The 22,984-nt window shown below is 59.9% G+C and carries 21 protein-coding genes and 2 tRNA genes; 3 read left to right on the top strand and 20 right to left on the bottom strand.

The genetic code is table 11. The features are described from left to right. Window positions 1-2: 2 nt before the first annotated feature. The 10 genes from nusA to rlmE form a co-directional block, all read right to left on the bottom strand. Window positions 3-1,484 (bottom strand): transcription termination factor NusA, encoded by a 1,482-nt coding sequence (gene nusA, locus HU736_RS18905; RefSeq protein WP_103438603.1) that lies wholly within the window; start codon window positions 1,482-1,484, stop codon window positions 3-5. A 59-nt stretch (window positions 1,485-1,543) separates the two neighbouring features. Further along, window positions 1,544-2,002 (bottom strand): ribosome maturation factor RimP, encoded by a 459-nt coding sequence (gene rimP, locus HU736_RS18900; RefSeq protein ID WP_150571338.1) that lies wholly within the window; start codon window positions 2,000-2,002, stop codon window positions 1,544-1,546. 130 nt (window positions 2,003-2,132) lie between these two features. Then, a tRNA-Met gene (locus tag HU736_RS18895) sits at window positions 2,133-2,209 on the bottom strand. 98 nt (window positions 2,210-2,307) lie between these two features. Beyond that, window positions 2,308-2,393, bottom strand: a tRNA-Leu gene (locus HU736_RS18890). Between the two features lie 21 nt (window positions 2,394-2,414). Then, window positions 2,415-2,807 (bottom strand): preprotein translocase subunit SecG, encoded by a 393-nt coding sequence (secG, locus tag HU736_RS18885; protein WP_101322157.1) that lies wholly within the window; start codon window positions 2,805-2,807, stop codon window positions 2,415-2,417. 4 nt (window positions 2,808-2,811) lie between these two features. Further along, window positions 2,812-3,567 carry a triose-phosphate isomerase gene (tpiA, locus tag HU736_RS18880; RefSeq protein ID WP_186701270.1) on the bottom strand — a complete coding sequence of 252 codons (756 nt, stop codon included), beginning with the start codon at window positions 3,565-3,567 and terminating at the stop codon, window positions 2,812-2,814. Window positions 3,568-3,633: 66 nt separating this feature from the next. Beyond that, window positions 3,634-4,974 carry a phosphoglucosamine mutase gene (gene glmM / locus HU736_RS18875; protein ID WP_101322159.1) on the bottom strand — a complete coding sequence of 447 codons (1,341 nt, stop codon included), beginning with the start codon at window positions 4,972-4,974 and terminating at the stop codon, window positions 3,634-3,636. A gap of 16 nt (window positions 4,975-4,990) precedes the next feature. Beyond that, a complete protein-coding gene (folP, locus tag HU736_RS18870) occupies window positions 4,991-5,842 on the bottom strand; it encodes a dihydropteroate synthase (protein ID WP_103438605.1) in 852 nt (283 codons plus the stop codon). 8 nt (window positions 5,843-5,850) lie between these two features. Continuing rightward, window positions 5,851-7,761: an ATP-dependent zinc metalloprotease FtsH gene (gene ftsH, locus HU736_RS18865; protein ID WP_103438606.1), complete on the bottom strand. Its 1,911-nt coding sequence runs from the start codon at window positions 7,759-7,761 to the stop codon at window positions 5,851-5,853. A 204-nt stretch (window positions 7,762-7,965) separates the two neighbouring features. Further along, entirely contained in the window at window positions 7,966-8,592 is a 627-nt protein-coding gene (rlmE, locus tag HU736_RS18860; RefSeq protein WP_101322162.1) for a 23S rRNA (uridine(2552)-2'-O)-methyltransferase RlmE, read from the bottom strand. Between the two features lie 102 nt (window positions 8,593-8,694). On the opposite strand from rlmE, the gene yhbY reads away from it, so the two are divergent. Further along, on the top strand, window positions 8,695-9,003 hold the full coding sequence (yhbY, locus tag HU736_RS18855; protein ID WP_101322163.1) for a ribosome assembly RNA-binding protein YhbY: 309 nt from the start codon (window positions 8,695-8,697) through the stop codon (window positions 9,001-9,003). Between the two features lie 12 nt (window positions 9,004-9,015). Here the strand turns inward: yhbY and HU736_RS18850 are convergent, their stop codons facing one another. From HU736_RS18850 to grpE, 8 genes are all read right to left on the bottom strand, one after another. Next, entirely contained in the window at window positions 9,016-9,465 is a 450-nt protein-coding gene (locus HU736_RS18850; RefSeq protein ID WP_186701271.1) for an MFS transporter, read from the bottom strand. Continuing rightward, window positions 9,443-9,919: a transcription elongation factor GreA gene (greA, locus tag HU736_RS18845; RefSeq protein ID WP_103438859.1), complete on the bottom strand. Its 477-nt coding sequence runs from the start codon at window positions 9,917-9,919 to the stop codon at window positions 9,443-9,445. The genes HU736_RS18850 and greA overlap by 23 nt, the downstream gene beginning before the upstream one ends. Before the next feature lie 2 nt (window positions 9,920-9,921). After that, window positions 9,922-13,143 carry a carbamoyl-phosphate synthase large subunit gene (gene carB / locus HU736_RS18840; RefSeq protein ID WP_103438607.1) on the bottom strand — a complete coding sequence of 1,074 codons (3,222 nt, stop codon included), beginning with the start codon at window positions 13,141-13,143 and terminating at the stop codon, window positions 9,922-9,924. Window positions 13,144-13,252: 109 nt separating this feature from the next. Then, window positions 13,253-14,389 (bottom strand): glutamine-hydrolyzing carbamoyl-phosphate synthase small subunit, encoded by a 1,137-nt coding sequence (gene carA, locus HU736_RS18835; RefSeq protein ID WP_101322166.1) that lies wholly within the window; start codon window positions 14,387-14,389, stop codon window positions 13,253-13,255. Window positions 14,390-14,709: 320 nt separating this feature from the next. Further along, window positions 14,710-15,516: a 4-hydroxy-tetrahydrodipicolinate reductase gene (dapB, locus tag HU736_RS18830; RefSeq protein ID WP_186701272.1), complete on the bottom strand. Its 807-nt coding sequence runs from the start codon at window positions 15,514-15,516 to the stop codon at window positions 14,710-14,712. A 13-nt stretch (window positions 15,517-15,529) separates the two neighbouring features. Beyond that, window positions 15,530-16,654: a molecular chaperone DnaJ gene (dnaJ, locus tag HU736_RS18825; protein WP_103438609.1), complete on the bottom strand. Its 1,125-nt coding sequence runs from the start codon at window positions 16,652-16,654 to the stop codon at window positions 15,530-15,532. Window positions 16,655-16,867: 213 nt separating this feature from the next. After that, the gene (gene dnaK, locus HU736_RS18820) at window positions 16,868-18,796 is read right to left on the bottom strand and encodes a molecular chaperone DnaK (protein ID WP_101322169.1); all 1,929 of its coding nucleotides are present in this window, start codon (window positions 18,794-18,796) and stop codon (window positions 16,868-16,870) included. A gap of 100 nt (window positions 18,797-18,896) precedes the next feature. After that, the gene (grpE, locus tag HU736_RS18815) at window positions 18,897-19,451 is read right to left on the bottom strand and encodes a nucleotide exchange factor GrpE (protein ID WP_103438610.1); all 555 of its coding nucleotides are present in this window, start codon (window positions 19,449-19,451) and stop codon (window positions 18,897-18,899) included. 193 nt (window positions 19,452-19,644) lie between these two features. Here grpE and recN point away from each other — a divergent pair, with 193 nt between their 5' ends. After that, entirely contained in the window at window positions 19,645-21,315 is a 1,671-nt protein-coding gene (recN, locus tag HU736_RS18810) for a DNA repair protein RecN (RefSeq protein WP_186701273.1), read from the top strand. An 89-nt stretch (window positions 21,316-21,404) separates the two neighbouring features. Here the strand turns inward: recN and fur are convergent, their stop codons facing one another. Continuing rightward, complete coding sequence (gene fur / locus HU736_RS18805) at window positions 21,405-21,809, bottom strand: ferric iron uptake transcriptional regulator (RefSeq protein ID WP_103438612.1); 405 nt, start codon at window positions 21,807-21,809, stop codon at window positions 21,405-21,407. Window positions 21,810-21,906: 97 nt separating this feature from the next. Here fur and HU736_RS18800 point away from each other — a divergent pair, with 97 nt between their 5' ends. Next, window positions 21,907-22,437, top strand: a complete 531-nt coding sequence (locus HU736_RS18800; RefSeq protein ID WP_186701274.1) for an outer membrane protein assembly factor BamE — start codon at window positions 21,907-21,909, stop codon at window positions 22,435-22,437. A 69-nt stretch (window positions 22,438-22,506) separates the two neighbouring features. Here HU736_RS18800 and HU736_RS18795 read toward each other — a convergent pair whose 3' ends face one another. Then, entirely contained in the window at window positions 22,507-22,941 is a 435-nt protein-coding gene (locus HU736_RS18795; protein ID WP_101323113.1) for a type II toxin-antitoxin system RatA family toxin, read from the bottom strand. Window positions 22,942-22,984 lie beyond the last annotated feature (43 nt).

Here is a 22,984-nt window from a genome sequence, read left to right as displayed (position 1 = left end):
AATTACTCGAACCAGTGGGCTCGGGCGGCCATGATCAACTTGCCGGCACGCTCTTGGTCGATGCCGTCGATGTCGAGCAGGTCGTCAATCGACTGCTCGGCCAGGTCTTCGCGGGTAACCACGCCGCGCACCGCCAGTTCAACCGCCAGGTCATTGTCCATACCCTCAAGAGAGAGCAGGTCTTCGGCCGGATGGGCGTCTGCCAGTTTTTCCTCGGTAGCGATGGCTTTGGTCAACAGGCGGTCCTTGGCACGAGCGCGAAGCTCGTTGACGATATCCTCGTCAAAGCCATCGATGTTGAGCATTTCTTCCAACGGTACGTAGGCAATTTCTTCCAGGCTGGTGAAGCCTTCGTCGACCAGCACCTGGGCCAGCTCTTCATCGACTTCCAGCTCGTCGACAAAGTTGCGCAGGATGTCGCCAGTCTCGGCTTGCTGCTTGGCCTGGATGTCCTTCTCGGTCATCACGTTCAGGGTCCAGCCGGTAAGCTGGCTTGCCAGACGAACGTTCTGACCACCACGACCGATGGCCTGGGCCAGGTTGTCCTCGCCAACAGCGATGTCCATGGCGTGGGCATCTTCATCGACGATGATCGCCGCGACTTCAGCCGGCGACATGGCGTTGATGACGAACTGCGCGGGGTTCTCGTCCCAGAGGACGATATCCACACGCTCACCGCCCAACTCGCCGGACACCGCCTGCACACGCGAACCGCGCATGCCGATACAGGCACCTTGCGGGTCGATGCGCTTGTCCTTGGAGCGAACGGCGATCTTGGCGCGCGAACCCGGGTCACGGGAAGCGGCCATGACCTCGATGAGGCCTTCGGCAATTTCCGGCACTTCGATAGTGAACAGTTCGATCAGCATCTGTGGCGCAGTGCGCGACAGGATCAGCTGTGGACCGCGGTTCTCGGTGCGGATTTCCTTCAACAGTGCGCGCAAGCGCACACCGACGCGGAAGGTCTCGCGTGGAATGATGTCTTCACGAGCCAGCAATGCTTCGGCATTGTTGCCCAGGTCGACGATAACGTTGTCGCGGGTGACCTTCTTGACGGTGCCGGAGATGATCTCGCCCACGCGTTCGCGGTAAGCGTCGACCACCTGGGCGCGCTCGGCCTCGCGGACTTTCTGCACGATGACCTGCTTGGCGGTCTGAGCGGCGATACGACCGAACTCGATCGAGTCGATCTTCTCCTCGATCACGTCACCAACCTTGGCTTCAGGGTGGGTCTCGTGGATCTTTTCCAGCCAGGTTTCGATCGCCGGATCATCAAGATCCTGCTCATCGACCACGGTCCAGCGACGGAAGGTCTCGTAGTTACCGGTGTGGCGGTTGATTTCCACACGCAGGTCGACTTCGTCTTCAAAACGTTTTTTGGTTGCAGTGGCCAGAGCCACTTCCAGCGCTTCGAAGATCACGCCCGGTGGGACGCCCTTCTCGTTGGATACCGATTCAACAACCAGCAGTACTTCTTTGCTCATCGTACGCCTCGCCTTGCGCAAGCCATTGGGTCCGGTCTAGTCACCGGGCCCGGCACGTCTCAGTCAAAACTGGGAATAATATTGGCCTTTTCGATCGAGTCGATCGGTAGCAGGAACTCTTGATCATCGACCTGGACGATCACATCCTGTTCCTCCACGCCGCGGAGAAGGCCCTGGAAGTTGCGACGACCCTCGAAGGGTGAACGCAGCTTGATCTTCACTTGTTCGCCGGCATGCGAGGCATACTGTTCAAGCGTGAACAGTGGGCGTTCCATGCCAGGAGAAGACACCTCGAGGGTATATTCGGAGGTGATCGGGTCTTCGACATCGAGAACGCCGCTGACCTGACGACTGACAATTGCGCAGTCATCCACCAGCACGCCGCCTTCCTTGTCGATATAGACACGCAAGACCGAATGCTTGCCCTGGGCGATGAATTCCACCCCCCAGCATTGATAGCCCAGACCCTCGACAACCGGGGCCAACAAGGCCTGCAACTGTTCTAGCTTGCTCGACACCTGAACCCCCTCGTGCATGCTGTGCAAATAAAAAATGGGCGAAGCGCCCATCCCTGAAAGCGCCGTTGGACAACGACGCCAAAACTGTTCGGCTAGCAAAAAGCCCCTGAAAAGGGGCTCCGCTCAAAACTGGTTGCGGGGGCTGGATTTGAACCAACGACCTTCGGGTTATGAGCCCGACGAGCTACCAAGCTGCTCCACCCCGCGACAAAGCTGGGGCGAAAGTATAAGACTGAACCCCTGGCGGGGTCAATCAGACTTCCACCGACAAGAAAGCCCGCTAAAGCGGGCTCTCTTGCTTCAATTGGTACCGAGAAGGGGACTCGAACCCCTACACCCTATGGGCACAACCACCTCAAGGTTGCGTGTCTACCAATTCCACCACCTCGGCAATACTACAATTTGAAACCCGTTACTTCTGCTCTTCGGTTGGAGGAACTACATCACCCGCTGGGGCAGTGTTGCTCTTCTGTTCCTGGAGCACCGGTACATCATCATTAACTGCCGGCTTAGGTTGCTGAACTTCCAATACTGCTGGATTTGGCAAACCTGCTTGAGTCAGCTCGTGAGCCTTCTCCTTTGCGAAGTATCCTAACCCAAGTGCAGTTAAAAAGAAAGTGGCAGCGAGTACAGCAGTGAATTTACTTAGGAAGGTTGCCGAGCCCTGGCTTCCGAACACAGTGTTTGAGGCCCCTGCGCCGAAAGATGCTCCTGCTTCTGCACCCTTACCCTGTTGCAACAAGACCAACGCTACCAACGACAGCGCAGCCAACAGATGAAAAACAACTACGACGGTTTCAATCATTTGATCAGTGTCCTGCGGCGCGACAAATTGCACCGAATTCGTCTGCGTTCAGGGAAGCTCCACCAATGAGCCCCCCATCGATGTCCGGCATGCCGAACAGTTCGGCCGCATTGGCCGCTTTCACGCTACCGCCGTAGAGAAGTCGCATATTATCAGCAACTTCCGCGTCCAGCACCTGCAATTGAGCGCGGATGGCAGCGTGCACATCCTGAGCTTGTTGCGGCGTGGCCGTCAAACCTGTGCCAATCGCCCAAACAGGCTCATAAGCAATTACCGCATTGGCCAAAGCCTTAACACCGCACGCGTCGATGATACTGCTTAGTTGACGCCCAACAACTTCAAGCGTCTTGCCCGCTTCACGCTCTTCGAGGGTTTCCCCTACACAGAGCACTGGCGTTAAACCACCAGCCTGTGCCGCTGCAAACTTGCAATTGAGCACTTCATCTGTTTCGCCAATGATCTGGCGACGCTCCGAGTGACCAATCAACACCAACTTGCAACCGACTTCAGCCCACTGACTCGGTGCAACTTCGCCGGTCAGCGCGCCTTGCTCAGGCTGTATAGCAGAATTCTGTGCACCTACGATAATTCCTTTACCCTGCAGGCCGTTAATCACCTCAGTGACAAACAGCGCGGGTGGAAATACCGCAACTTCGACACCGGCTGGCAAGGACAAATTGCCCAGGCCTTCGGTCAGCTCAGCGACGCTAGCGCGGGTACCATGCATCTTCCAGTTACCAGCTACCATGGGGCGACGCATGCTTTACCTCGTCGGTCAAAGTGGGCGCAGATCTTACCCAACCAGATCTGCGCTGGCAAGAGCCTTTCAAGCACAAACTTCAGCAACCACCTTGGCCAGGGCTTCGGCATGGCCGCGGACCTGACTTTCGTCGTCACCTTCGACCATCACCCGCACCAGCGGCTCGGTGCCGGACTTGCGCAGTAACACACGGCCACGACCGGCCATCGCCTCGGTCGCCTTGGCACTGGCTTCGATCACTGCCGGGTGCTCCAGCGGGTCGGCCTGGCCAGCAGCAAAGCGCACGTTGATCAACACCTGCGGGCATTTGCGCAGGGCCTGACGGGTTTGCGCCAGGTTCTCGCCTCGGCGCTTGAGCGCCATCAGTACCTGCAGCGCAGCGATGATCGCGTCGCCGGTGCTGGTGTGGTTGCAGCACACTACGTGGCCGGAGTTTTCCCCGCCGATCAGCCAGTCGCGCTCGGTCAGCTCGGCCATCACGTACCGGTCACCGACCTTGGCCCGCACGAACGGGATGTCCAGGTCCTTGAGGGCCAGCTCCAGGCCGAGGTTGCTCATCAGGGTACCGACCACCCCGCCCTGCAGCTTGTTACGCTCCTGCAGGTCTCTGGCAATGATGAACAGCAGCTCGTCACCATCGACGATGGCCCCGGTGTGGTCGACCATCAGCACGCGGTCGCCGTCACCATCGAAGGCAATGCCCAGATCGGCATGACCGACCAGCACCGCCGCCTGCAGCGACTCAATGTGCGTCGAGCCGCAGTTGAGGTTGATGTTGAGCCCGTTCGGCTCGGCATGCAGCACGGTGACATCCGCCCCCAGCTCACGGAACACGCTTGGCGCGACTTTGTAGGTGGCACCGTGGGCGCAGTCGATGACCAGTTTGAGGCCTTCGAAACTGGTGCTGCTGGGAACGCTGCTCTTGCAGAATTCGATGTAGCGACCGGCAGCGTCGTTGATGCGCGAAACCTTGCCCAGCTTGCTCGACTCAACTACCTGCATCGGCTGATCGAGCAGCTCTTCGATCATCAGCTCGACTTCGTCAGGCAGCTTGGTGCCCTGGCCGGAGAAGAACTTGATGCCGTTGTCGTCGTGCGGATTGTGCGAAGCACTGATGACGATCCCCGCCTCGGCGTGGAAGGTGCGGGTCAGGTAGGCGATGGCCGGAGTCGGCATCGGCCCGAGCAGCATCACATCGGCGCCGGCCGCAGACAGTCCGGCCTCCAGCGCAGACTCGAACATGTAACCGGAAATCCGCGTGTCCTTGCCCACCAGCACGCGGCAGGCGCCCTGCTTGCGGAAGGCCATGCCAGCCGCCCAGCCAAGCTTGAGCATGAAGTCAGGCGTAATCGGAGCGACGCCAACGCGACCGCGGATACCATCGGTACCAAAGTATTTTTTGCTCATAGGAACTCCAATGTTCTTATTCGGCGTTTTGCACGGCAGCGATCATGCGCACCACGTCGACGGTCTCAGCCACATCATGCACACGCAGGATGCTTGCACCCTTGGTCATGGCCAGCGCGGCCAGGGCCAGACTGCCATACAAGCGCTCACCGACCGGGCGATTCAAGGCCAGGCCGATCATGCTCTTGCGCGAGACACCGACCAGTAACGGCCGTCCCAGGCGATAGAGCGCTTCCATGTGCTTGAACAGGCTGAGGTTGTGATCCAGCGTCTTGGCGAAACCGAAACCGGGGTCGAGCACTATGCGCTCGGCACTGATTCCAGCCGCGGCACAGGCGGCCATACGCTGCTCAAGGTAACGCGTCACGTCGACGCTCACGTCGTCGTAATGCGGGTTGTTCTGCATGTTGTCCGGGTCGCCGCGCATATGCATCAGACACACCGGCAGGCCGGTCGCGGCGGCAGCATCGAGTGCCCCATCACGCTCCAGCGCGCGCACATCGTTGATCAGCCCGGCACCAAGCCTGGCTGACTCACGCATCACTGCGGGCGTCGAGGTATCGACCGAGATCACCACATCGAGGCGGCTGCTGATTGCCTCGACCATGGGCGCAACGCGCTCGAGCTCTTCGGTAACCGATACCGCACGGGCACCCGGACGAGTCGACTCGCCACCGATGTCGATCAGGCTTGCGCCGGCGGCGACCATGGCTTCTGCATGACGCAGGGCCTCGTCGCGCTGGCTGAAGCGACCGCCATCGGAGAACGAATCGGGGGTGACATTGAGGATACCCATGACATGGGTATGCGACAAATCAAGAACCCGGTTGCCGCAAGGCAACCGGGTCGGGTACAGCTGTGAGGTCATGATAAACCTTAGATTTGAGCCGCTGGACCGCCGATCGGCGACTCCGGACGATCATCCTGGGAGGCCGACGTACCCGATGGACCGGTATCGTTGTTATCCCAATCACGAGGTTCACGCGGGGTACGGCCATTCATGATGTCGTCGATCTGATCGGCATCGATGGTTTCGTACTTCATCAAGGCCTCGGCCATGGCGTCGAGCTTGTCGCGATTCTCGGTGAGGATCTGCTTGGCCGTCGCGTAGCAGTGGTCGATGATGCTGCGCACTTCAGAGTCGATCAGCTTGGCGGTTTCGCCGGAAACGCTGGTCTGCTGTGCACCGGCACTGCGACCGAGGAACACCTCGCCTTCTTCTTCGGCGTACATCAGCGGGCCGAGTTTTTCCGACAGGCCCCACTTGGTAACCATGTTACGAGCGATCTGGCTGGCACGCATGATGTCGTTGGAAGCACCGGTGGTGACGCCATCGAAGCCCAGGGTCATCTCTTCGGCGATACGGCCGCCGTACAGCGAGCAAATCTGGCTGATCAGGGCACGCTTGGACAGACTGTAACGGTCTTCCTCAGGGAGGAACATGGTCACACCCAAGGCGCGGCCACGTGGAATGATCGACACCTTGTAGACCGGATCATGCTCAGGCACGACACGACCAACGATGGCGTGACCCGCTTCGTGGAACGCGGTGTTGCGCTTCTCTTTCTCGGACATGACCATGGTTTTGCGCTCGGCGCCCATCATGATCTTGTCTTTGGCCAGCTCGAATTCTTTCATCTCGATGACGCGCTTGCTCGAACGTGCGGCAAACAGCGCGGCTTCGTTAACCAGGTTGGCCAGGTCGGCACCGGAGAAGCCTGGAGTACCACGGGCAATCACAGCGGCATTGACGTTGTCGCCAATCGGCGCTTTGCGCATGTGCACCTTGAGGATCTGCTCACGGCCACGGATATCTGGCAAGCCCACCACAACCTGACGGTCGAAACGACCAGGACGCAGCAGCGCCGGGTCAAGTACGTCAGGGCGGTTGGTCGCGGCAATCACGATGATGCCGTCGTTGCCTTCAAAGCCGTCCATCTCGACCAGCAACTGGTTGAGGGTCTGCTCACGCTCGTCGTGACCACCGCCCATGCCGGCGCCACGGTGGCGACCGACGGCATCGATTTCGTCGATGAAGATGATGCACGGCGCGTGTTTTTTGGCTTGCTCGAACATGTCGCGAACGCGGCTTGCACCGACACCCACGAACATTTCGACAAAGTCGGAACCGGAAATGGTGAAGAACGGTACTTTCGCTTCACCGGCAATGGCCTTGGCCAGCAGGGTTTTACCGGTACCTGGTGGGCCTACCATCAGCACGCCACGCGGGATACGGCCGCCCAGGCGCTGGAACTTGCCCGGATCGCGCAGGAACTCGACCAACTCGCCGACTTCTTCCTTGGCCTCGTCGCAACCGGCGACGTCAGCCAAGGTGGTTTTGACCTGATCTTCCGATAGCAGCCGCGCCTTGCTCTTGCCAAAGCTCATCGGCCCGCCCTTGCCGCCGGCACCGCCCTGCATCTGGCGCATGAAGAACATGAACACCGCGATGATCACCAGAATCGGGAAGCTGGCAACCAGCAGTTGAGTCCAGATGCTCTGCTGCTCAGGCTGCTTGCCTTCAACAACCACGTTGTTGTTGACCAGGTCGCCGATCAGGCCGTTGTCGGCGATTGCCGGACGCACGGTCTTGAAGGTGTCGCCGTCAGAGCGTTTGCCGGTAATGATGGCACCGTCGACGGTGACGCGCTCGACCTTACCGTCCTTGACCTGCTGAATGAAGTCAGAATAGTTGAGGGTTTGCGGCTCGTTCGGGCTGGAGAAGTTGTTCATCACCGTCACAAGGACGGCAGCGATGATCAACCACAGGATCAGATTCTTTGCCATGTCGTTCAATTAGCTACCCTCTGAGGTCGGCGCAACGACGCAGCCGTGCCTCGCATGATATTCATCGCCCTAACTTACTACATTACCTGCGCAACCGCAGGCACCGTCTGTAACCCTTTGTGAAACCAGACTACACGAAGTTCGGACGATCCTGACGCAGCGGCTGATTGGATTTACCTATCGGCAGCTGCTCAAGCCGCTATCTCACGCCCCTTTGAAGCCTTTCGCCACCATGTATTGCTCACGGGAGCGATCTCGGGACGAGCTCGGCTTGCGCATCTGTACCTTGTCGAATTTGCGACGCACGTCTTTGAGGAACACATCAAAACCCTCACCCTGGAAGATCTTGATCACGAAATCTCCGCCTGGGCGCAACACCCGGGTGCTCAGATCAAGTGCCAACTCGCAGAGGAACATGGCTTTGGGCATGTCTACTTCAGGCGTACCACTCATGTTGGGGGCCATATCGGAAATCACAAGGTCCACATGCGAATCACCTACCGCGGCAAGAATGCTCTGCAGTACCGAATCCTCGGTAAAATCGCCGTGAATGAAGGTGACATCCGGGATCGAGTCCATCTCGAGGATGTCGGACGCGATCAGGCGGCCCTTGCCACCAATCAGACGACTGGTCACCTGCGACCAGCCACCTGGCGCTGCGCCGAGGTCGATCACGCTCATGCCAGGACGGATCAAACGGTCCTTTTCCTGGATCTCCAGCAGTTTGTAGCTCGCACGCGAGCGGTAGCCGTCCTTCTGCGCCTGCTTGACGAAAGGGTCGTTGAAATGCTCTGTCAGCCAGTTCTGGCTGCTTTTGGAACGCTGTACCAAGGGGCACCTCGATGAATAGCTTCGTGATTGACTGGGCGCAGCCACGGGCGCTCGGGTAAAATGGCTTCCAATTTTACAGAATCAGACGAAAAGGGTCAGATTATGCCGCTCAACAACGAGCAGAAGAAGCAGTACAAGTCTATTGGTCACGACCTCAAGCCGGTCCTGATTGTCGCCGGCAACGGTCTTAACGAAGGCGTGATCGCCGAACTGGATCGTGCTCTGGCTGACCATGAGCTGATCAAAGTCGAAATTCGCTCGGAAGATCGCGAAGAACGCAAAGCCGCGATCGCCGGGCTGTGCAAGGCTGGCCGTGCTGAACTGGTGCAGACCATCGGCAAAAAAGCGCTGATCTACCGCAAGAACCCACAGCCAAACAAGCAACTCTCGAACATCCACCGCAACAAGTGACGGTGGCTCCGCTCAGCGGCGCGCATGGCGCGCCCTGACCGGGACGGGCTGGGCTACCAGCACGATGCCGGAAAAGCCCAATACCAAAAAGCAGAACATCTGCCAGCGCTCACCTACGGATATACCGTAGCGTAGCGTGTAATAGCTGACGCAGGCAGCAAAGCCGAGCAACAACATCTGCCCGCGAAACTGCCGCCACCAGGCCGGCAGGCCATCGACCCTCGCCAGCACCGCCAGCTGCACCATCAAACCCAACCAGGCCACACCGACCAACCAACGGTCGATCTGCGTTGCGACGTCCTGCACCAGCAACGGCGCAAGCCCGGTGACCTTGAGTGCGGGCACCAGCCCTACATGGAATACCCACAGGCCGCCGACCCAGAACACCTGGGACAGCTGCCAGAGAATCCCTTCGAGGGAAGGCGCCCGCAGGCGCCGATCAGATGTGTTTGACTTCGACAATCTCGTACTCGACCGTGCCGCTAGGCGTCTTGATCACGACAGTATCGCCTTCTTCCTTGGCGATGATGGCGCGGGCGATAGGTGCACCGACCGAGAGCTTGCCGAGTTTCACGTTGGCTTCATCTTCACCAACGATCTGATACGTCACGCGCTCGTCGGTTTCGGTGTTGGCCAGCTCGACGGTGGTGCCGAAAATGACCTTGCCCGAATGCGGGATGGTGGTCACGTCGATCACCACGGCGTTTTGCAGACGGCCTTCGATGTCGCGGATCCGCGCCTCGACCATGCCCTGCTCCTCACGGGCGGCATGGTACTCGGCGTTTTCCTTGAGGTCGCCCAGCTCGCGCGCTTCACCAATTGCCTGGCTCAGGCGCGGACGCTCGGTCTTGCTCAGAAACAGATGCTCTTCTTCCAGGGCGCGAGCGCCCTGGACGGTCATCGGGTATTTGGTAATGCTCATGCTTTGAGTCCTGCGTGCAGATCCTGCAAGCGCCGCACGGTCTTTTCAGGGCCGAACTTCAGCGCTTCACAGATGGCTTCACCGGCCGCAATGGTAGTGGTGCAGTAAATCTTGTGCTGCAGCGCATTGCGACGAATCGAGTAGGAATCGGCGATCGACTGACGGCCTTCGGTGGTGTTGATGATCAGCGACACTTCGTCGTTCTTGATCATGTCGACCACGTGCGGGCGACCTTCGGTCACTTTGTTCACGCGACGTACTTTCAGGCCGGCGGCTTCGATGAGCTTGGCGGTGCCAACGGTGGCAACCAGCTCAAAGCCGAGGTTGATCAGGTCGCGGGCAACGCCAGCCACTTGTGGCTTGTCGTCGTCACGTACGCTGATGAACGCAGTGCCGCCGGTTGGCAGTACTTCGCTGGCACCCATCTGGGCCTTGGCGAAGGCTTCACCGAAGCTGTCGCCGACACCCATGACTTCACCTGTGGATTTCATCTCAGGGCCAAGGATCGGGTCAACCCCTGGGAACTTGGCGAACGGGAACACCGCTTCCTTGACGCTATGGAAGTTAGGAATGATTTCCTTGGTGAAGCCGATTTCCTTGAGGGTCTTGCCGGCCATGACGCGGGCGGCAATCATCGCCAGCGAGGTGCCGATGCACTTGGACACGAACGGTACGGTACGCGAGGCGCGCGGGTTGACTTCGATCACGTAGATCTTGTCGCCCTGCAGGGCCAGCTGCACGTTCATCAGGCCAACCACGCCCAGTTCCAGTGCCATCTTCTTGACCTGCTCGCGCACTTCGTCCTGCACGTGAGCCGGCAGCGAGTACGGTGGCAGCGAGCACGCCGAGTCACCGGAGTGAACGCCGGCCTGTTCGATGTGCTGCATGATCGCGCCGATGACCACGTCGGTGCCGTCGCAGACCGCATCCACGTCCATCTCGATGGCGCAGTTGAGGAAGTGGTCGAGCAGCACCGGGCTGTCGTTGGACACTTGCACCGCTTCACGCAGGTAGCGCTTGAGCTCGTCCAGTTCGTAGACGATTTCCATGGCGCGGCCGCCGAGTACGTACGAAGGACGCACCACCAGCGGGTAACCGATCACGCCGGCAGCGCGGATCGCTTCTTCTTCGCTGCGCACGGTGGCGTTAGGCGGCTGCAGCAGATTCAGGCGCTGCACCATCTGCTGGAAGCGCTCACGGTCTTCGGCGCGGTCGATGGCGTCAGGGCTGGTACCGATGATCGGCACGCCGGCTTCTTCCAGAGCGCGAGCCAGTTTCAGCGGAGTCTGGCCACCGTAGTGGACGATCACGCCTTTTGGCTTCTCGACGCGGCACACTTCCAGCACGTCTTCCAGGGTCAGCGGCTCGAAGTACAGGCGGTCGGAGGTGTCGTAGTCGGTGGATACGGTTTCCGGGTTGCAGTTGACCATGATGGTCTCGTACCCGTCTTCACGCAGCGCCAGGGCCGCGTGTACGCAGCAGTAGTCGAACTCGATGCCTTGGCCGATACGGTTCGGGCCGCCACCGAGGATCATGATCTTGTCGCGGGTCGACGGGTTGGCCTCGCACTCTTCCTCGTAGGTCGAGTACAGGTAGGCGGTGTCGGTGGCGAACTCGGCGGCGCAGGTGTCAACGCGCTTGTACACCGGGAACACTTCCAGCTTGTGGCGGTGGCGACGCAGGGTCTTGTCGGTCACACCCAGCAGTACAGCCAGACGCTGGTCGGAGAAGCCCTTGCGCTTGAGGCGCAGCATCAGGTCTTTGTCGATGGCCGACAGGGCCAAGGTCTTGACCTTCTCTTCGTCCTTGATCAGGTCTTCCATCTGCACCAGGAACCAGTGGTCGATACCGGTCAGAGCGAAGATTTCGTCGCAGGTCATGCCCGAGCGCATGGCGTCGGCGACGTACCAGATACGCTCGGCGCCTGGCACGGTCAGCTCGCGCTTGAGGATGCTGGCGGCTTCAGGGCTGCTCAGGTCGACTTTCGGGTCGAGGCCGCACGCACCGACTTCCAGGCCGCGCAGGGCTTTCTGCAGGGATTCCTGGAAGGTCCGGCCGATGGCCATGACTTCACCGACCGACTTCATCTGCGTGGTCAGGCGGGCGTCGGCTTTCGGGAATTTCTCGAAGGCAAAGCGCGGCAGCTTGGTCACGACGTAGTCGATCGACGGTTCGAACGACGCTGGGGTACGGCCGCCAGTGATGTCGTTGGTCAGCTCGTCGAGGGTGTAACCCACCGCCAGCTTGGCGGCGATCTTGGCGATCGGGAAGCCAGTGGCTTTCGAGGCCAGCGCCGAGGAACGGGAAACCCGTGGGTTCATCTCGATCACGACCATACGGCCGGTGTCCGGGCAGATACCGAACTGAACATTGGAACCGCCGGTTTCAACACCAATTTCACGCAGCACCGCCAGCGAGGCGTTGCGCATGATCTGATATTCCTTGTCGGTCAGGGTCTGTGCTGGCGCCACGGTGATCGAGTCACCGGTATGCACGCCCATCGGATCGAAGTTTTCGATCGAGCAAACGATGATGCAGTTGTCCTTTTTGTCGCGGACAACTTCCATCTCGTACTCTTTCCAGCCGATCAGCGATTCGTCGATCAGCAGCTCTTTGGTCGGCGACAGGTCGAGGCCGCGAGCGCAGATTTCTTCGAACTCTTCACGGTTGTAGGCGATGCCGCCGCCAGTGCCACCCATGGTGAACGACGGGCGAATGATGCACGGGAAGCCTAGCTTCTCGAGCACTGCGTTGGCTTCGTCCATGCTGTGGGCGATACCCGAACGCGGGCACTCAAGGCCGATGGCCTTCATGGCCTTGTCGAAACGCGAGCGGTCTTCAGCCTTGTCGATGGTGTCGGCGTTGGCACCGATCATCTCTACGCCGAACTTTTCCAGAACGCCTTCGCGCTCCAGATCCAGGGCGCAGTTCAGAGCGGTCTGGCCGCCCATGGTTGGCAGCAGCGCGTCCGGACGCTCGGTCTCGATGATCTTGGCAACGGTCTGCCATTTGATCGGCTCGATGTAGGTGGCGTCGGCCATGGCCGGGTCGGTCATGATGGTGGCTGGGTTGGAGTTCACCAGAATGACGCGATAGCCTTCCTCGCGCAGCGCTTTACACGCCTGGGCGCCGGAGTAGTCGAATTCGCAGGCCTGGCCGATAACGATCGGGCCAGCGCCGAGAATCAGGATGCTTTTAATGTCTGTACGTTTTGGCATTGGGTGCTCACTCAAATCCGCGGGTCAGTCGGCAAGCCGGCTTGAACATGCTCAGGTCAGGCGCTGCCGGACGCAGCCAAGGCTGCTCCGGGGCCTGGATGGCGAATGCTCAGCGGCGCTTGGCCATGGCATCGATGAAACGATCGAACAGCGGCGCGACGTCAGTCGGGCCTGGGCTTGCCTCAGGGTGACCCTGGAAGCTGAAGGCGCTCTTGTCGGTGCGCTCGATGCCCTGCAGGGTACCGTCGAACAGCGACTTGTGGATCGCCCGCACGTTGCCTGGCAGGGTCGCTTCGTCAACAGCAAAACCGTGGTTCTGGCTGGTGATCATGACAACGCCGGTGTCGAGGTCTTGCACTGGGTGGTTGGCACCGTGGTGGCCATGACCCATTTTCACCGTCTTGGCGCCGGAGGCCAGGGCTAGCAGCTGGTGGCCGAGGCAGATGCCGAACACCGGAATCTCGGTCTCGAGCACTTCCTTGATTGCCTGGATGGCGTAGTCGCATGGCTCAGGATCGCCTGGGCCGTTGGACAGGAACACGCCGTCCGGATTGAGCGCGAGGACTTCGCTGGCCGGCGTTTGCGCAGGCACCACGGTCACCCGGCAGCCACGCGCAACCAGCATGCGCAGGATGTTCAGCTTGACGCCGTAGTCGAAGGCGACCACGTGGTAAGGCAGGTCGGCAGCGGCGATTTCGGCATGGTCGTTGGTTTTCAAATCCCACACGCTGGAGCGCCACTCGTAACGCGCTTTGGTGGAAACTTCTTTGGCCAGGTCCATGCCCTTCAGGCCCGGGAAGCCGCGGGCAGCTGCGATGGCGGCTTCTTCGCTGATGTTGTCACCGGCCAGGATGCAGCCGTTCTGAGCGCCCTTCTCACGCAGGATGCGGGTCAGGCGACGGGTGTCGATGCCAGCGATGGCAACCACGTTGTGCTCTTTCAGGTATTCGGACAGCGACTGGGTCTTGCGCCAGTTGCTGGCAACCAGCGGCAGGTCACGGATGACCAGGCCAGCCGACCAGACGCGGTCGGATTCTGCGTCGCCCGGGTTGGTACCGGTGTTACCGATGTGCGGGTAAGTCAGGGTAACGATTTGCTGGGCGTAGGAAGGGTCTGTAAGGATTTCCTGGTAGCCGGTCATAGCGGTGTTGAACACCACCTCTCCAACAGTCTGGCCGTCGGCACCGATGGCTTCACCGCGAAAAATGCTGCCATCAGCAAGGGCGAGTATGGCTGGCTTAGTCAAGAAGACCTCCCGTAAATAAAGCCTGAAAGGGCGATCGCAGGTTGCAAAAAAGCGGAGTGACGTATGGACACGTCACCCCGCTTCATGTGCTGAATATCTCTGCGCGCTTTTAGTGAACACACTAAAGCTGTAGCTTACAGAAAACAGTGATTTTGGTCTACCGCGCATGTGTCGAAAATGCACAGATTGGCGACAGGGGTGGAAATCCTGGGGCCTCCTACAGGGACCGCGCCAGTCAGTTATACGCGGCCCCCTGCAGGAGCGGCCTTGTGTCGCGAAAGGGCTGCAAAGCAGCCCCAGCAATCTAAAGCCAAACCTGATCAGTGCAGCTCAAGCACATCCTGCATGTCATACAGCCCAGGCGCCCGCCCATCCAGCCACAACGCTGCACGCACCGCGCCCTTGGCGAAGGTCATGCGGCTCGAAGCCTTGTGGGTGATCTCGACACGCTCACCATCGGCAGCAAACAGCACCGTATGGTCGCCAACGATGTCACCCGCCCGCACGGTAGCAAAACCAATGGTCTTGCGATCACGCGCGCCGGTCTGGCCTTCACGGCCATACACCGCCACTTCCTGCAGATCACGACCCAGCGCCTGAGCAACCACTTCACCCATGCGCAGCGCGGTACCCGACGGCGCATCGACCTTGTGCCGGTGGTGCGCTTCGCTGATCTCGATGTCGACCTCGTCACCCATCACCCGGGCAGCGATGTCGAGCAGCTTCAGGCACAGGTTGACGCCAACGCTGAAGTTGGCGGCAAACACGATCGGGATGTCTTTACCGGCTTCGGCCAGCAGCAGTTTCTCTTCTGCCAAGAACCCGGTCGTACCAATGACCATGGCCTTGCCCGCCTTGCGGCAGAACGCCAGGTTCTTCAGGGTCACCGACGGGTGTGTGAAGTCGATCAGCACGTCGAACTCATCAGCGACCTTGGCCAGGTCACCCGAGATGGTCACGCCGATCCGGCCCAGGGCCGCCAACTCGCCAGCGTCCGCGCCGACCAGCGAGCTGTCGGGCTTGTCGATGGCAGCCGTGAGGCCGGCGCTTGGCGCCTGTTGCTGCACAGCCTCGACGAGGATCTTGCCCATCCGCCCTGCTGCACCCATTACCGCAATACGTCGCATAGCCTGTTCCTTGTCAGAGATCGCCGAAGAAGCGCTTCACACCCTCGAACCAACCGTTGGCCTTGGGCGAATGGGAGCTGTCACCTTCGAGCGAGGCACGCAGCTCTTCGAGCAGCTCACGCTGACGGCGGCTGAGGTTGACCGGGGTTTCCACCGCAACCCGGCACAGCAGGTCACCAGCACCACCGCCACGCACCGGCGCGACGCCCTTGCCACGCAAGCGGAACTGCTTGCCGGTCTGGGTGCCTTCGGGGATTCTCAGCTTGACCCGACCATCCAGAGTCGGCACTTCCAGCTCGCCACCCAGAGCGGCATCGGTGTAGCTGATCGGTACTTCGCAGTACAGGTGCTTGCCGTCACGCTGGAAGATCGCGTGCTCACGCACGTTGATCACCACATACAGGTCGCCAGTCGGGCCGCCATGGGCGCCCGCTTCGCCCTCGCCGGAGAGGCGAATGCGGTCGCCGGTATCGACCCCAGCCGGGACCTTGACCGACAGCGTCTTGTACTCCTCGACACGGCCTTCGCCGTGGCACGAACCGCACGGGTCGGTGATGATCTTGCCCTGGCCATGGCAGCGTGGGCAGGTTTGCTGCACCGAGAAGAAGCCCTGCTGCATGCGCACCTGGCCGATACCGCCGCAGGTCGGGCAGGTCGACGGGGTCGAGCCCTTCTTGGCGCCGCTGCCGTCGCACGGCTCGCAGTTGACCAGCGTCGGCACACGGATGTTGACCGTGGTGCCGCGCACGGCTTCTTCCAGATTCAGCTCCAGGGTGTAGCGCAGGTCGCTGCCGCGTGCGGCGCCACCACGGCCACCACCCCGGCTGCCGCCGAAGAAGTCGCTGAACACATCACCAAAGATGTCGGAGAAGTTGGCGCCGCCGAAGCCTGCACCGCCGCCACCCATGCTTGGGTCAACACCAGCGTGACCGTATTGATCGAACGCTGCGCGCTTGCTCGCATCAGACAGCACTTCGTAGGCCTCGTTGGCCTCCTTGAACATGTCTTCGGATTCTTTGTCGCCCGGGTTACGGTCCGGGTGGTACTTCATCGCCAGTCGGCGGTAGGCCTTTTTGAGGTCAGCTTCACTGGCGCCGCGCTCGACCCCCAGGACCTCATAATAATCACGCTTGGACATAGGTCATTTGCACTCTTGTGGGCGTTCGGCAAAGCTCTGCGCGTTCCGCGCCGTGCCGCCAGCACCTGCCGCTACACATGACTCATGCGCCCTGACAGATGCTGTAAAAATTCTCGTATTCCAGACACACCAACGCGGGAGCAAGCCCCCGCGCGGCGACATCCTACCAGCTCAACACCAAACGGCGTTGAGCTGGCCGACAACTAACAGGGATTACTGCTTGTTGTTGTCTTTCACTTCTTCGAACTCGGCGTCAACCACGTCATCGTGCTTGGCTTCCGGCTCGGCTTGCTGCTGGGCGCCGCCCTGAGGCTGTTCAGCCGACTGCTCGGCGTACATCTTCTGGGCAACCGGAGCAGAGACCTTGGACAGCTCTTCGACCTTGGCGTCGATGGCAGCCTTGTCGTCGCCTTTGACAGCGGCTTCCAGAGCAACCACGGCAGCTTCGATCGCGGTTTTTTCTTCCGCGGTCACTTTGTCACCGGCATCGGCAACCATTTTGCGAGTCGAGTGGACCAGCGCGTCACCCTGGTTACGGGCAGCGGCCAGCTCTTCGAACTTGCGGTCTTCCTCGGCATTGGCCTCGGCGTCACGCACCATGCGCTCGATCTCTTCGTCGGACAGACCGGAGTTGGCCTTGATCACGATCGACTGAGTCTTGCCGGTAGCCTTGTCTTTCGCGCCGACGTGCAAGATGCCGTTGGCGTCGATGTCGAAGGTTACTTCGATCTGTGGCACGCCACGTGGTGCTGGTGGAATGTCGGCCAGGTCGAATTTACCCAGCGACTTGTTCTGACCAGCCTGCTTACGCTCACCTTGCAGCACGTGAATGGTCACGGCGTTCTGGTTGTCGTCGGCAGTCGAGAACACCTGCGACTTTTTGGTCGGGATGGTGGTGTTCTTCTCGATCAGCGCAGTCATCACGCCGCCCATGGTTTCGATACCCAGGGTCAGCGGGCTGACGTCCAGCAGCAGTACGTCTTTGACGTCGCCGGCCAGTACCGCGCCCTGGATAGCAGCGCCCATGGCAACGGCTTCGTCCGGGTTGACGTCTTTACGTGCTTCTTTACCGAAGAAATCGGTAACCAGCTTCTGTACCAGCGGCATACGGGTCTGGCCGCCGACCAGGATCACGTCGTTGATCGCGCCAACGTCGATACCGGCGTCTTTCAGGGCGATGCGGCAAGGCTCGATGGTGCGCTGCACCAGGTCTTCAACCAGCGATTCCAGCTTGGCGCGGGAGATCTTCACGTTCAAGTGCTTAGGACCGGTCGCATCTGCAGTGATGTACGGCAGGTTGACGTCGGTCTGCTGGCTCGAGGACAGCTCGATCTTGGCTTTTTCAGCGGCTTCTTTCAGGCGCTGCATCGCCAGCGGGTCACCTTTGAGGTTCATGCCGCTTTCTTTCTTGAACTCGTCGACGAGGTAATCGATCAGGCGAATGTCGAAGTCCTCACCACCGAGGAAGGTGTCACCGTTGGTGGCCAGTACTTCGAACTGGTGCTCGCCGTCGACTTCGGCAATTTCGATAACCGAAACGTCGAAGGTACCGCCGCCCAGGTCATAAACGATCACGGTGTGATCGCCCTTGGCCTTGTCCATACCGTAAGCCAGCGCAGCTGCGGTTGGTTCGTTGATGATACGTTTTACGTCCAGACCTGCGATGCGGCCGGCGTCTTTGGTAGCCTGACGCTGGCTGTCGTTGAAGTAGGCCGGAACGGTGATGACCGCTTCGGTAACTGGCTCGCCCAGGTAGTCTTCGGCAGTCTTCTTCATCTTTTTCAAGATTTCAGCCGAGATTTGTGGCGGTGCCATTTTCTGGCCGTTTACTTCAACCCAGGCGTCGTTGTTGTCAGCCTTGACGATCTTGTACGGGACCATCTGAATGTCTTTCTGCACGACTTCTTCGTCGAAGCGGCGACCGATCAGACGTTTTACCGCGTACAGGGTGTTGTGCGGGTTGGTGACTGCCTGGCGCTTGGCCGACTGACCGACGAGGATTTCGCCGTCGTTGGCGTAAGCGATGATCGAAGGGGTAGTACGCGCGCCTTCGGCGTTCTCGATAACCTTGACGTTACCGTTTTCCAGGATGGAGACGCACGAGTTGGTGGTCCCCAGGTCGATACCGATGATTTTGCCCATGTTAACTCTCCCGAAACTGAATTAGCTGGCAGCGGCTACATTGGCCAACTGCGGTAATACTTGAATGCTTGACACTAAGATGGGGTCACCCAAACAGATTTCAAGCCTGTTCGTTGATCGAAGGTTGCGCTGCCGCAGGCGCCTTGCTGACCACCACCATGGCGGGGCGCAGCAGACGGCCGTTGAGCATGTAGCCCTTCTGGAACACCTTGAGCACGCTGTTCGGCTCGACATCGGCGCTCTCTTGCATGGCCATCGCCTGGTGATGTTCGGCGTTGAACGGTTCACCGTGCGGGTCAATGGCTTCGAGGTTGTAGCGCTTGAGGGTGTCGCTGAACATCTTCAGGGTCAGCTCGATACCATCGCGCATTGGCTTGATGGTTTCGTCATCGGCGCTGGACAGTTCCAGGCCGCGCTCTAGGCTGTCGATTACCGGCAGCAGGTCGCTGGCAAACTTCTCCAGGGCGAACTTGTGCGCTTTCTCGACATCCTGTTCGGCACGACGACGCACGTTCTGCAGGTCGGCAACGGCGCGCAGGGATTGATCCTTGGCCGCGGCCAGCTGCTCCTCGAGCACCTGAACACGGGTACCGAGATCCTCAGAACCTGCTTCTTCGGTGTTTGGGGTGTTTTCGTCCAGCTGTTCGTCAGCCATTGGGTATCTCCTCCGCAATTTCTGTTGTGCGAGCCTTGCTCGCTCCGTTGACGGCTATATGGGGTCTGAAAAATCAGCTTCAAGGGCTGAGGTGGTTTTCCATCGGCGCGAAAGCAATCTACCAATGGATATTGTCAGGCAGGCAAAAAGCACTGTATAAATATCCAGACCTGACCTTTCGGGAGCCGCCCTCATGCTGGTGCACCTGTCCATCCACAACTACGCCATCGTCGAACACCTGGACCTCGAGCTGTCTCGCGGCATGAGTGTGATTACCGGTGAAACCGGCGCGGGCAAATCGATCATGCTCGACGCCCTCGGCCTGGCGCTGGGCGATCGCGCCGACAGCGGCGTGGTCCGCCCCGGCGCCGACAAGGCCGACATCCTCGCCACCTTCGATCTGGTCGACATTCCCGAGGCCAGCGTCTGGCTCAAGGAGCGCGACCTCGACGGCGAAGGCCTGTGCATCCTGCGCCGGGTGATCACCGCCGAAGGCCGCAGCCGTGGCTATATAAATGGCACACCCTGCCCGCTCGGCGACCTCAAGGCTCTCGGCGAACTGTTGATCGACATCCACAGCCAGCATGAGCACCAGTCGCTACTGAAAACCGACACTCACCGCCGCCTGGTCGACGAATACGCCGGTGCCAGCGACCTCTCGCGCCAGGTGCAACTGGCGGCGCAGCGCTGGCGGCAGACCCGCCAGGAGCTGGAGCGGCTGTCCAACTCCGGCGACGAACAACGCGCCCGGCAACAGCTGCTGAGCTATCAACTGGAAGAGCTGGACAACCTCGCCCTCGGCGAAAACGAGCTGGAGCAACTGGAGCAGGAGCACAAGAGCCTGACCAACGCCGAAGCCCTGTTCGGCATCTGCCGCCAGGTCATCGATCAATGCAGCGAGAGCGACTCGGGCAATGTGCTCAACGCCCTCACCGTCAGCCTCAACCGCCTCAGCGCGGTGACCGGCGGGCCGAAGGCGCTGGACGAAGCGGCGACCATGATTGCCAGTGCGCAGATCCAGGTAGAAGAAGCGGTCGGCGAGCTCAATCGCTTCCTCGACAACTTCGACGCCGACCCGATGCGCCTGCAAGCGCTGGAAGAGCGCCTCGATACTATTTATACGCTGGCGCGCAAACACCGCGTGCACCCGACCGAACTGCCGCACCTGCAACAGCGTTTGATGGAAGAGCTTGAAGGCCTCAACGCCAGTGACGAGTCACTTGAGCGCCTGGGTGAAGAGCTGGCCGCCTATGCCCAGCACTATCAAACCAAGGCCCAGGAACTCAGCGCCCTGCGCAAACAGGCGGCTGTGCAACTGGCCACAGCGGTCGAGCAGGAAGTGCAGCGCCTCGGTATGCCGGGTGGGCGTTTCTGTATCGAGCTGAACCCGTTTGAAAGTGCCGAGCCTTCGCCGCATGGACTGGAGCAGATCGAACTGCTGGTCAGTGCCAACCCTGGGCAGCCGCTTAAAGGTTTGGCCAAGGTAGCCTCCGGTGGTGAGCTGTCGCGGATCAGCCTGGCGATTCAGGTGATCACTGCGCAGACCTCGCGCATCCCGACTTTGGTGTTTGACGAAGTAGACGTCGGTATTGGCGGGCCTACTGCGGAAATCGTCGGCCAGTTGCTGCGCCGACTTGGCGAACGCGGGCAAGTGCTGACCGTGACCCACCTGCCACAGGTGGCGGCGCAAGGGCATCATCATTTGTTTGTGCACAAGGTGCGCGACAGCGAGACCACGCACACGGCGGTGGCCAATCTCGGCAAGCGGGAGCGGGTTGAGGAAGTGGCGCGGATGTTGGGCGGGATTGACCTGACCAAAGAATCGCTGGCGCATGCGCGCAAGATGGTCGTGACCAGCAAGTAAAGCTATGGGGCCGCTTTGCGGCCCCAAAAACACAACTGGCGGGCACGACCTCGAAAGATCGCCCCGCCAGCCGTCAACGATCTAAATCGTTACCGCTTTTTACGCACATACAGAACCAGATTATGGTCCACGAGCTCATAGCCATGCTCGGCTACGATCTCTTTCTGGCGTTTTTCGATTTCCGAATCGAAGAACTCGATGACTTCGCTGGTCTCCACGTTGACCATATGGTCGTGGTGACCGCCATCCGCCAGTTCAAACACCGCGTGGCCGCCGTCGAAGTTATGGCGAACCACCAGGCCCGCTGCTTCGAACTGGGTCAAAACCCGGTAAACAGTGGCCAGACCGACGTCCTCGCCAGCCTCCATCAGCGCCTTGTAGACATCCTCGGCACTCATGTGTCGCTGCTCGGTAGAATCGAGCATCTGAAGGATCTTAACTCGAGGCAGTGTCACCTTGAGACCAGCTTTACGTAGTTCGCTATTTTCAACCATGGTCAGCTTTCTCGCCGATGCTGCTTCGCAGCTTCTCTTAATACGGGTATGATCGGGGTTTACGTTGTCCAGCCAAGATAGTGGAAGTCGCCCACCGATGCAAAAGTCCAAGCTCTTGCTAACCAGCCTCACCCTAGTGGGACTGCTCGCACTCGCCGGTTGCTCGTTTCCCGGGGTTTACAAAATCGACATCCAGCAGGGCAATGTCGTCACGCAGGACATGATAGACCAATTACGCCCGGGAATGACCCGCCGGCAAGTAAGGTTTATCATGGGCAACCCGCTGATTCAGGATACTTTCGACACCAACCGTTGGGATTATCTCTACAGCTTGCAGCCTGGTGGCGGTAAACGTCAGCAAGAGCGCATGAGCATCTTCTTCAATGAAGGTGATCAGCTGGTCAGTCTGTCCGGTGACTTCATGCCTGGCGTCAGCCGAGATCAAGAGATCCTCGGTGGCAGCGGTGATACTACCGTCAGCCCGGACGCTCAGCCTGGCCAACCCACCCAGCCAGAAGAAAAGCCAGCTCGTCGCGGCTCGGCCGAAGAATCGATCCAACGCGAAATCGACACCATCGAAGCCACACCGGTGCCGACCCCAGCTCCGCTGGATACCAATCCGCAGTAAGCGGATTGGTCACAAGAAAAAGCCCGAACCTAGGTTCGGGCTTTTTTGTGTCTGCGCTTTGCCAAAGTGTCAGCCGTTGAGCTGCTTGGCACGCTGGCAGAAAGCATCGACCAGGGTATTCGCGGCCTGGTTGAACAGCGGCCCCAAGGTGGCGCGCACGATCGGCCCGGCATAATCAAACGACAGGTCGAGGCTGATCTTGCAAGCCTTGTCACCCAGCGGCTTGAACACCCACACGCCGTGCAACTGGCTGAACGGGCCTTCTTCAAGGTTCATCTCGATCGACTGCCCAGGCACCAGCACATTGCGCGTAACAAAGTGCTGGCTAAGCCCGCCTTTGGCCACTTCCAGCTTGGCGCGCATGCTCGTCTCGCTGCTCTCGAGCACCGTCGAGGCCGAGCACCACGGCAGAAATTCTGGGTAGCTGGCGACGTCATTGACCAGGTCATACAGCGCCTGGGCAGGGTACGGCAGCAGGGCAGAGCGTTGAATATGGGTAGTCATCCAGGCATCGATTCCAAGGCTGGGCGGCAGCACTTCGCAGCTC

The sequence above is a fragment of the Pseudomonas shirazensis genome (genome assembly GCF_014268785.2).
Taxonomy (GTDB): Bacteria; Pseudomonadota; Gammaproteobacteria; order Pseudomonadales; family Pseudomonadaceae; genus Aquipseudomonas; species Aquipseudomonas shirazensis.
Note: the sequence above shows the minus strand (reverse complement) of the source record. Positions and strands in the feature narration are given on the sequence as shown.

Coding starts and splice junctions, on each gene's coding strand:
- ftsH (WP_103438606.1), bottom strand. CDS start 7,761: ATGGCAAAGAATCTGATCCTGTGGTTGATCATCGCTGCCGTCCTTGTG.
- dnaK (WP_101322169.1), bottom strand. CDS start 18,796: ATGGGCAAAATCATCGGTATCGACCTGGGGACCACCAACTCGTGCGTC.
- tpiA (WP_186701270.1), bottom strand. CDS start 3,567: ATGCGTCGCCCCATGGTAGCTGGTAACTGGAAGATGCATGGTACCCGC.
- recN (WP_186701273.1), top strand. CDS start 19,645: ATGCTGGTGCACCTGTCCATCCACAACTACGCCATCGTCGAACACCTG.
- folP (WP_103438605.1), bottom strand. CDS start 5,842: ATGACCTCACAGCTGTACCCGACCCGGTTGCCTTGCGGCAACCGGGTT.
- HU736_RS18800 (WP_186701274.1), top strand. CDS start 21,907: ATGCAAAAGTCCAAGCTCTTGCTAACCAGCCTCACCCTAGTGGGACTG.
- fur (WP_103438612.1), bottom strand. CDS start 21,809: ATGGTTGAAAATAGCGAACTACGTAAAGCTGGTCTCAAGGTGACACTG.
- grpE (WP_103438610.1), bottom strand. CDS start 19,451: ATGGCTGACGAACAGCTGGACGAAAACACCCCAAACACCGAAGAAGCA.
- secG (WP_101322157.1), bottom strand. CDS start 2,807: ATGATTGAAACCGTCGTAGTTGTTTTTCATCTGTTGGCTGCGCTGTCG.
- glmM (WP_101322159.1), bottom strand. CDS start 4,974: ATGAGCAAAAAATACTTTGGTACCGATGGTATCCGCGGTCGCGTTGGC.
- nusA (WP_103438603.1), bottom strand. CDS start 1,484: ATGAGCAAAGAAGTACTGCTGGTTGTTGAATCGGTATCCAACGAGAAG.
- carB (WP_103438607.1), bottom strand. CDS start 13,143: ATGCCAAAACGTACAGACATTAAAAGCATCCTGATTCTCGGCGCTGGC.
- HU736_RS18795 (WP_101323113.1), bottom strand. CDS start 22,941: ATGACTACCCATATTCAACGCTCTGCCCTGCTGCCGTACCCTGCCCAG.
- dapB (WP_186701272.1), bottom strand. CDS start 15,516: ATGCGACGTATTGCGGTAATGGGTGCAGCAGGGCGGATGGGCAAGATC.
- yhbY (WP_101322163.1), top strand. CDS start 8,695: ATGCCGCTCAACAACGAGCAGAAGAAGCAGTACAAGTCTATTGGTCAC.
- dnaJ (WP_103438609.1), bottom strand. CDS start 16,654: ATGTCCAAGCGTGATTATTATGAGGTCCTGGGGGTCGAGCGCGGCGCC.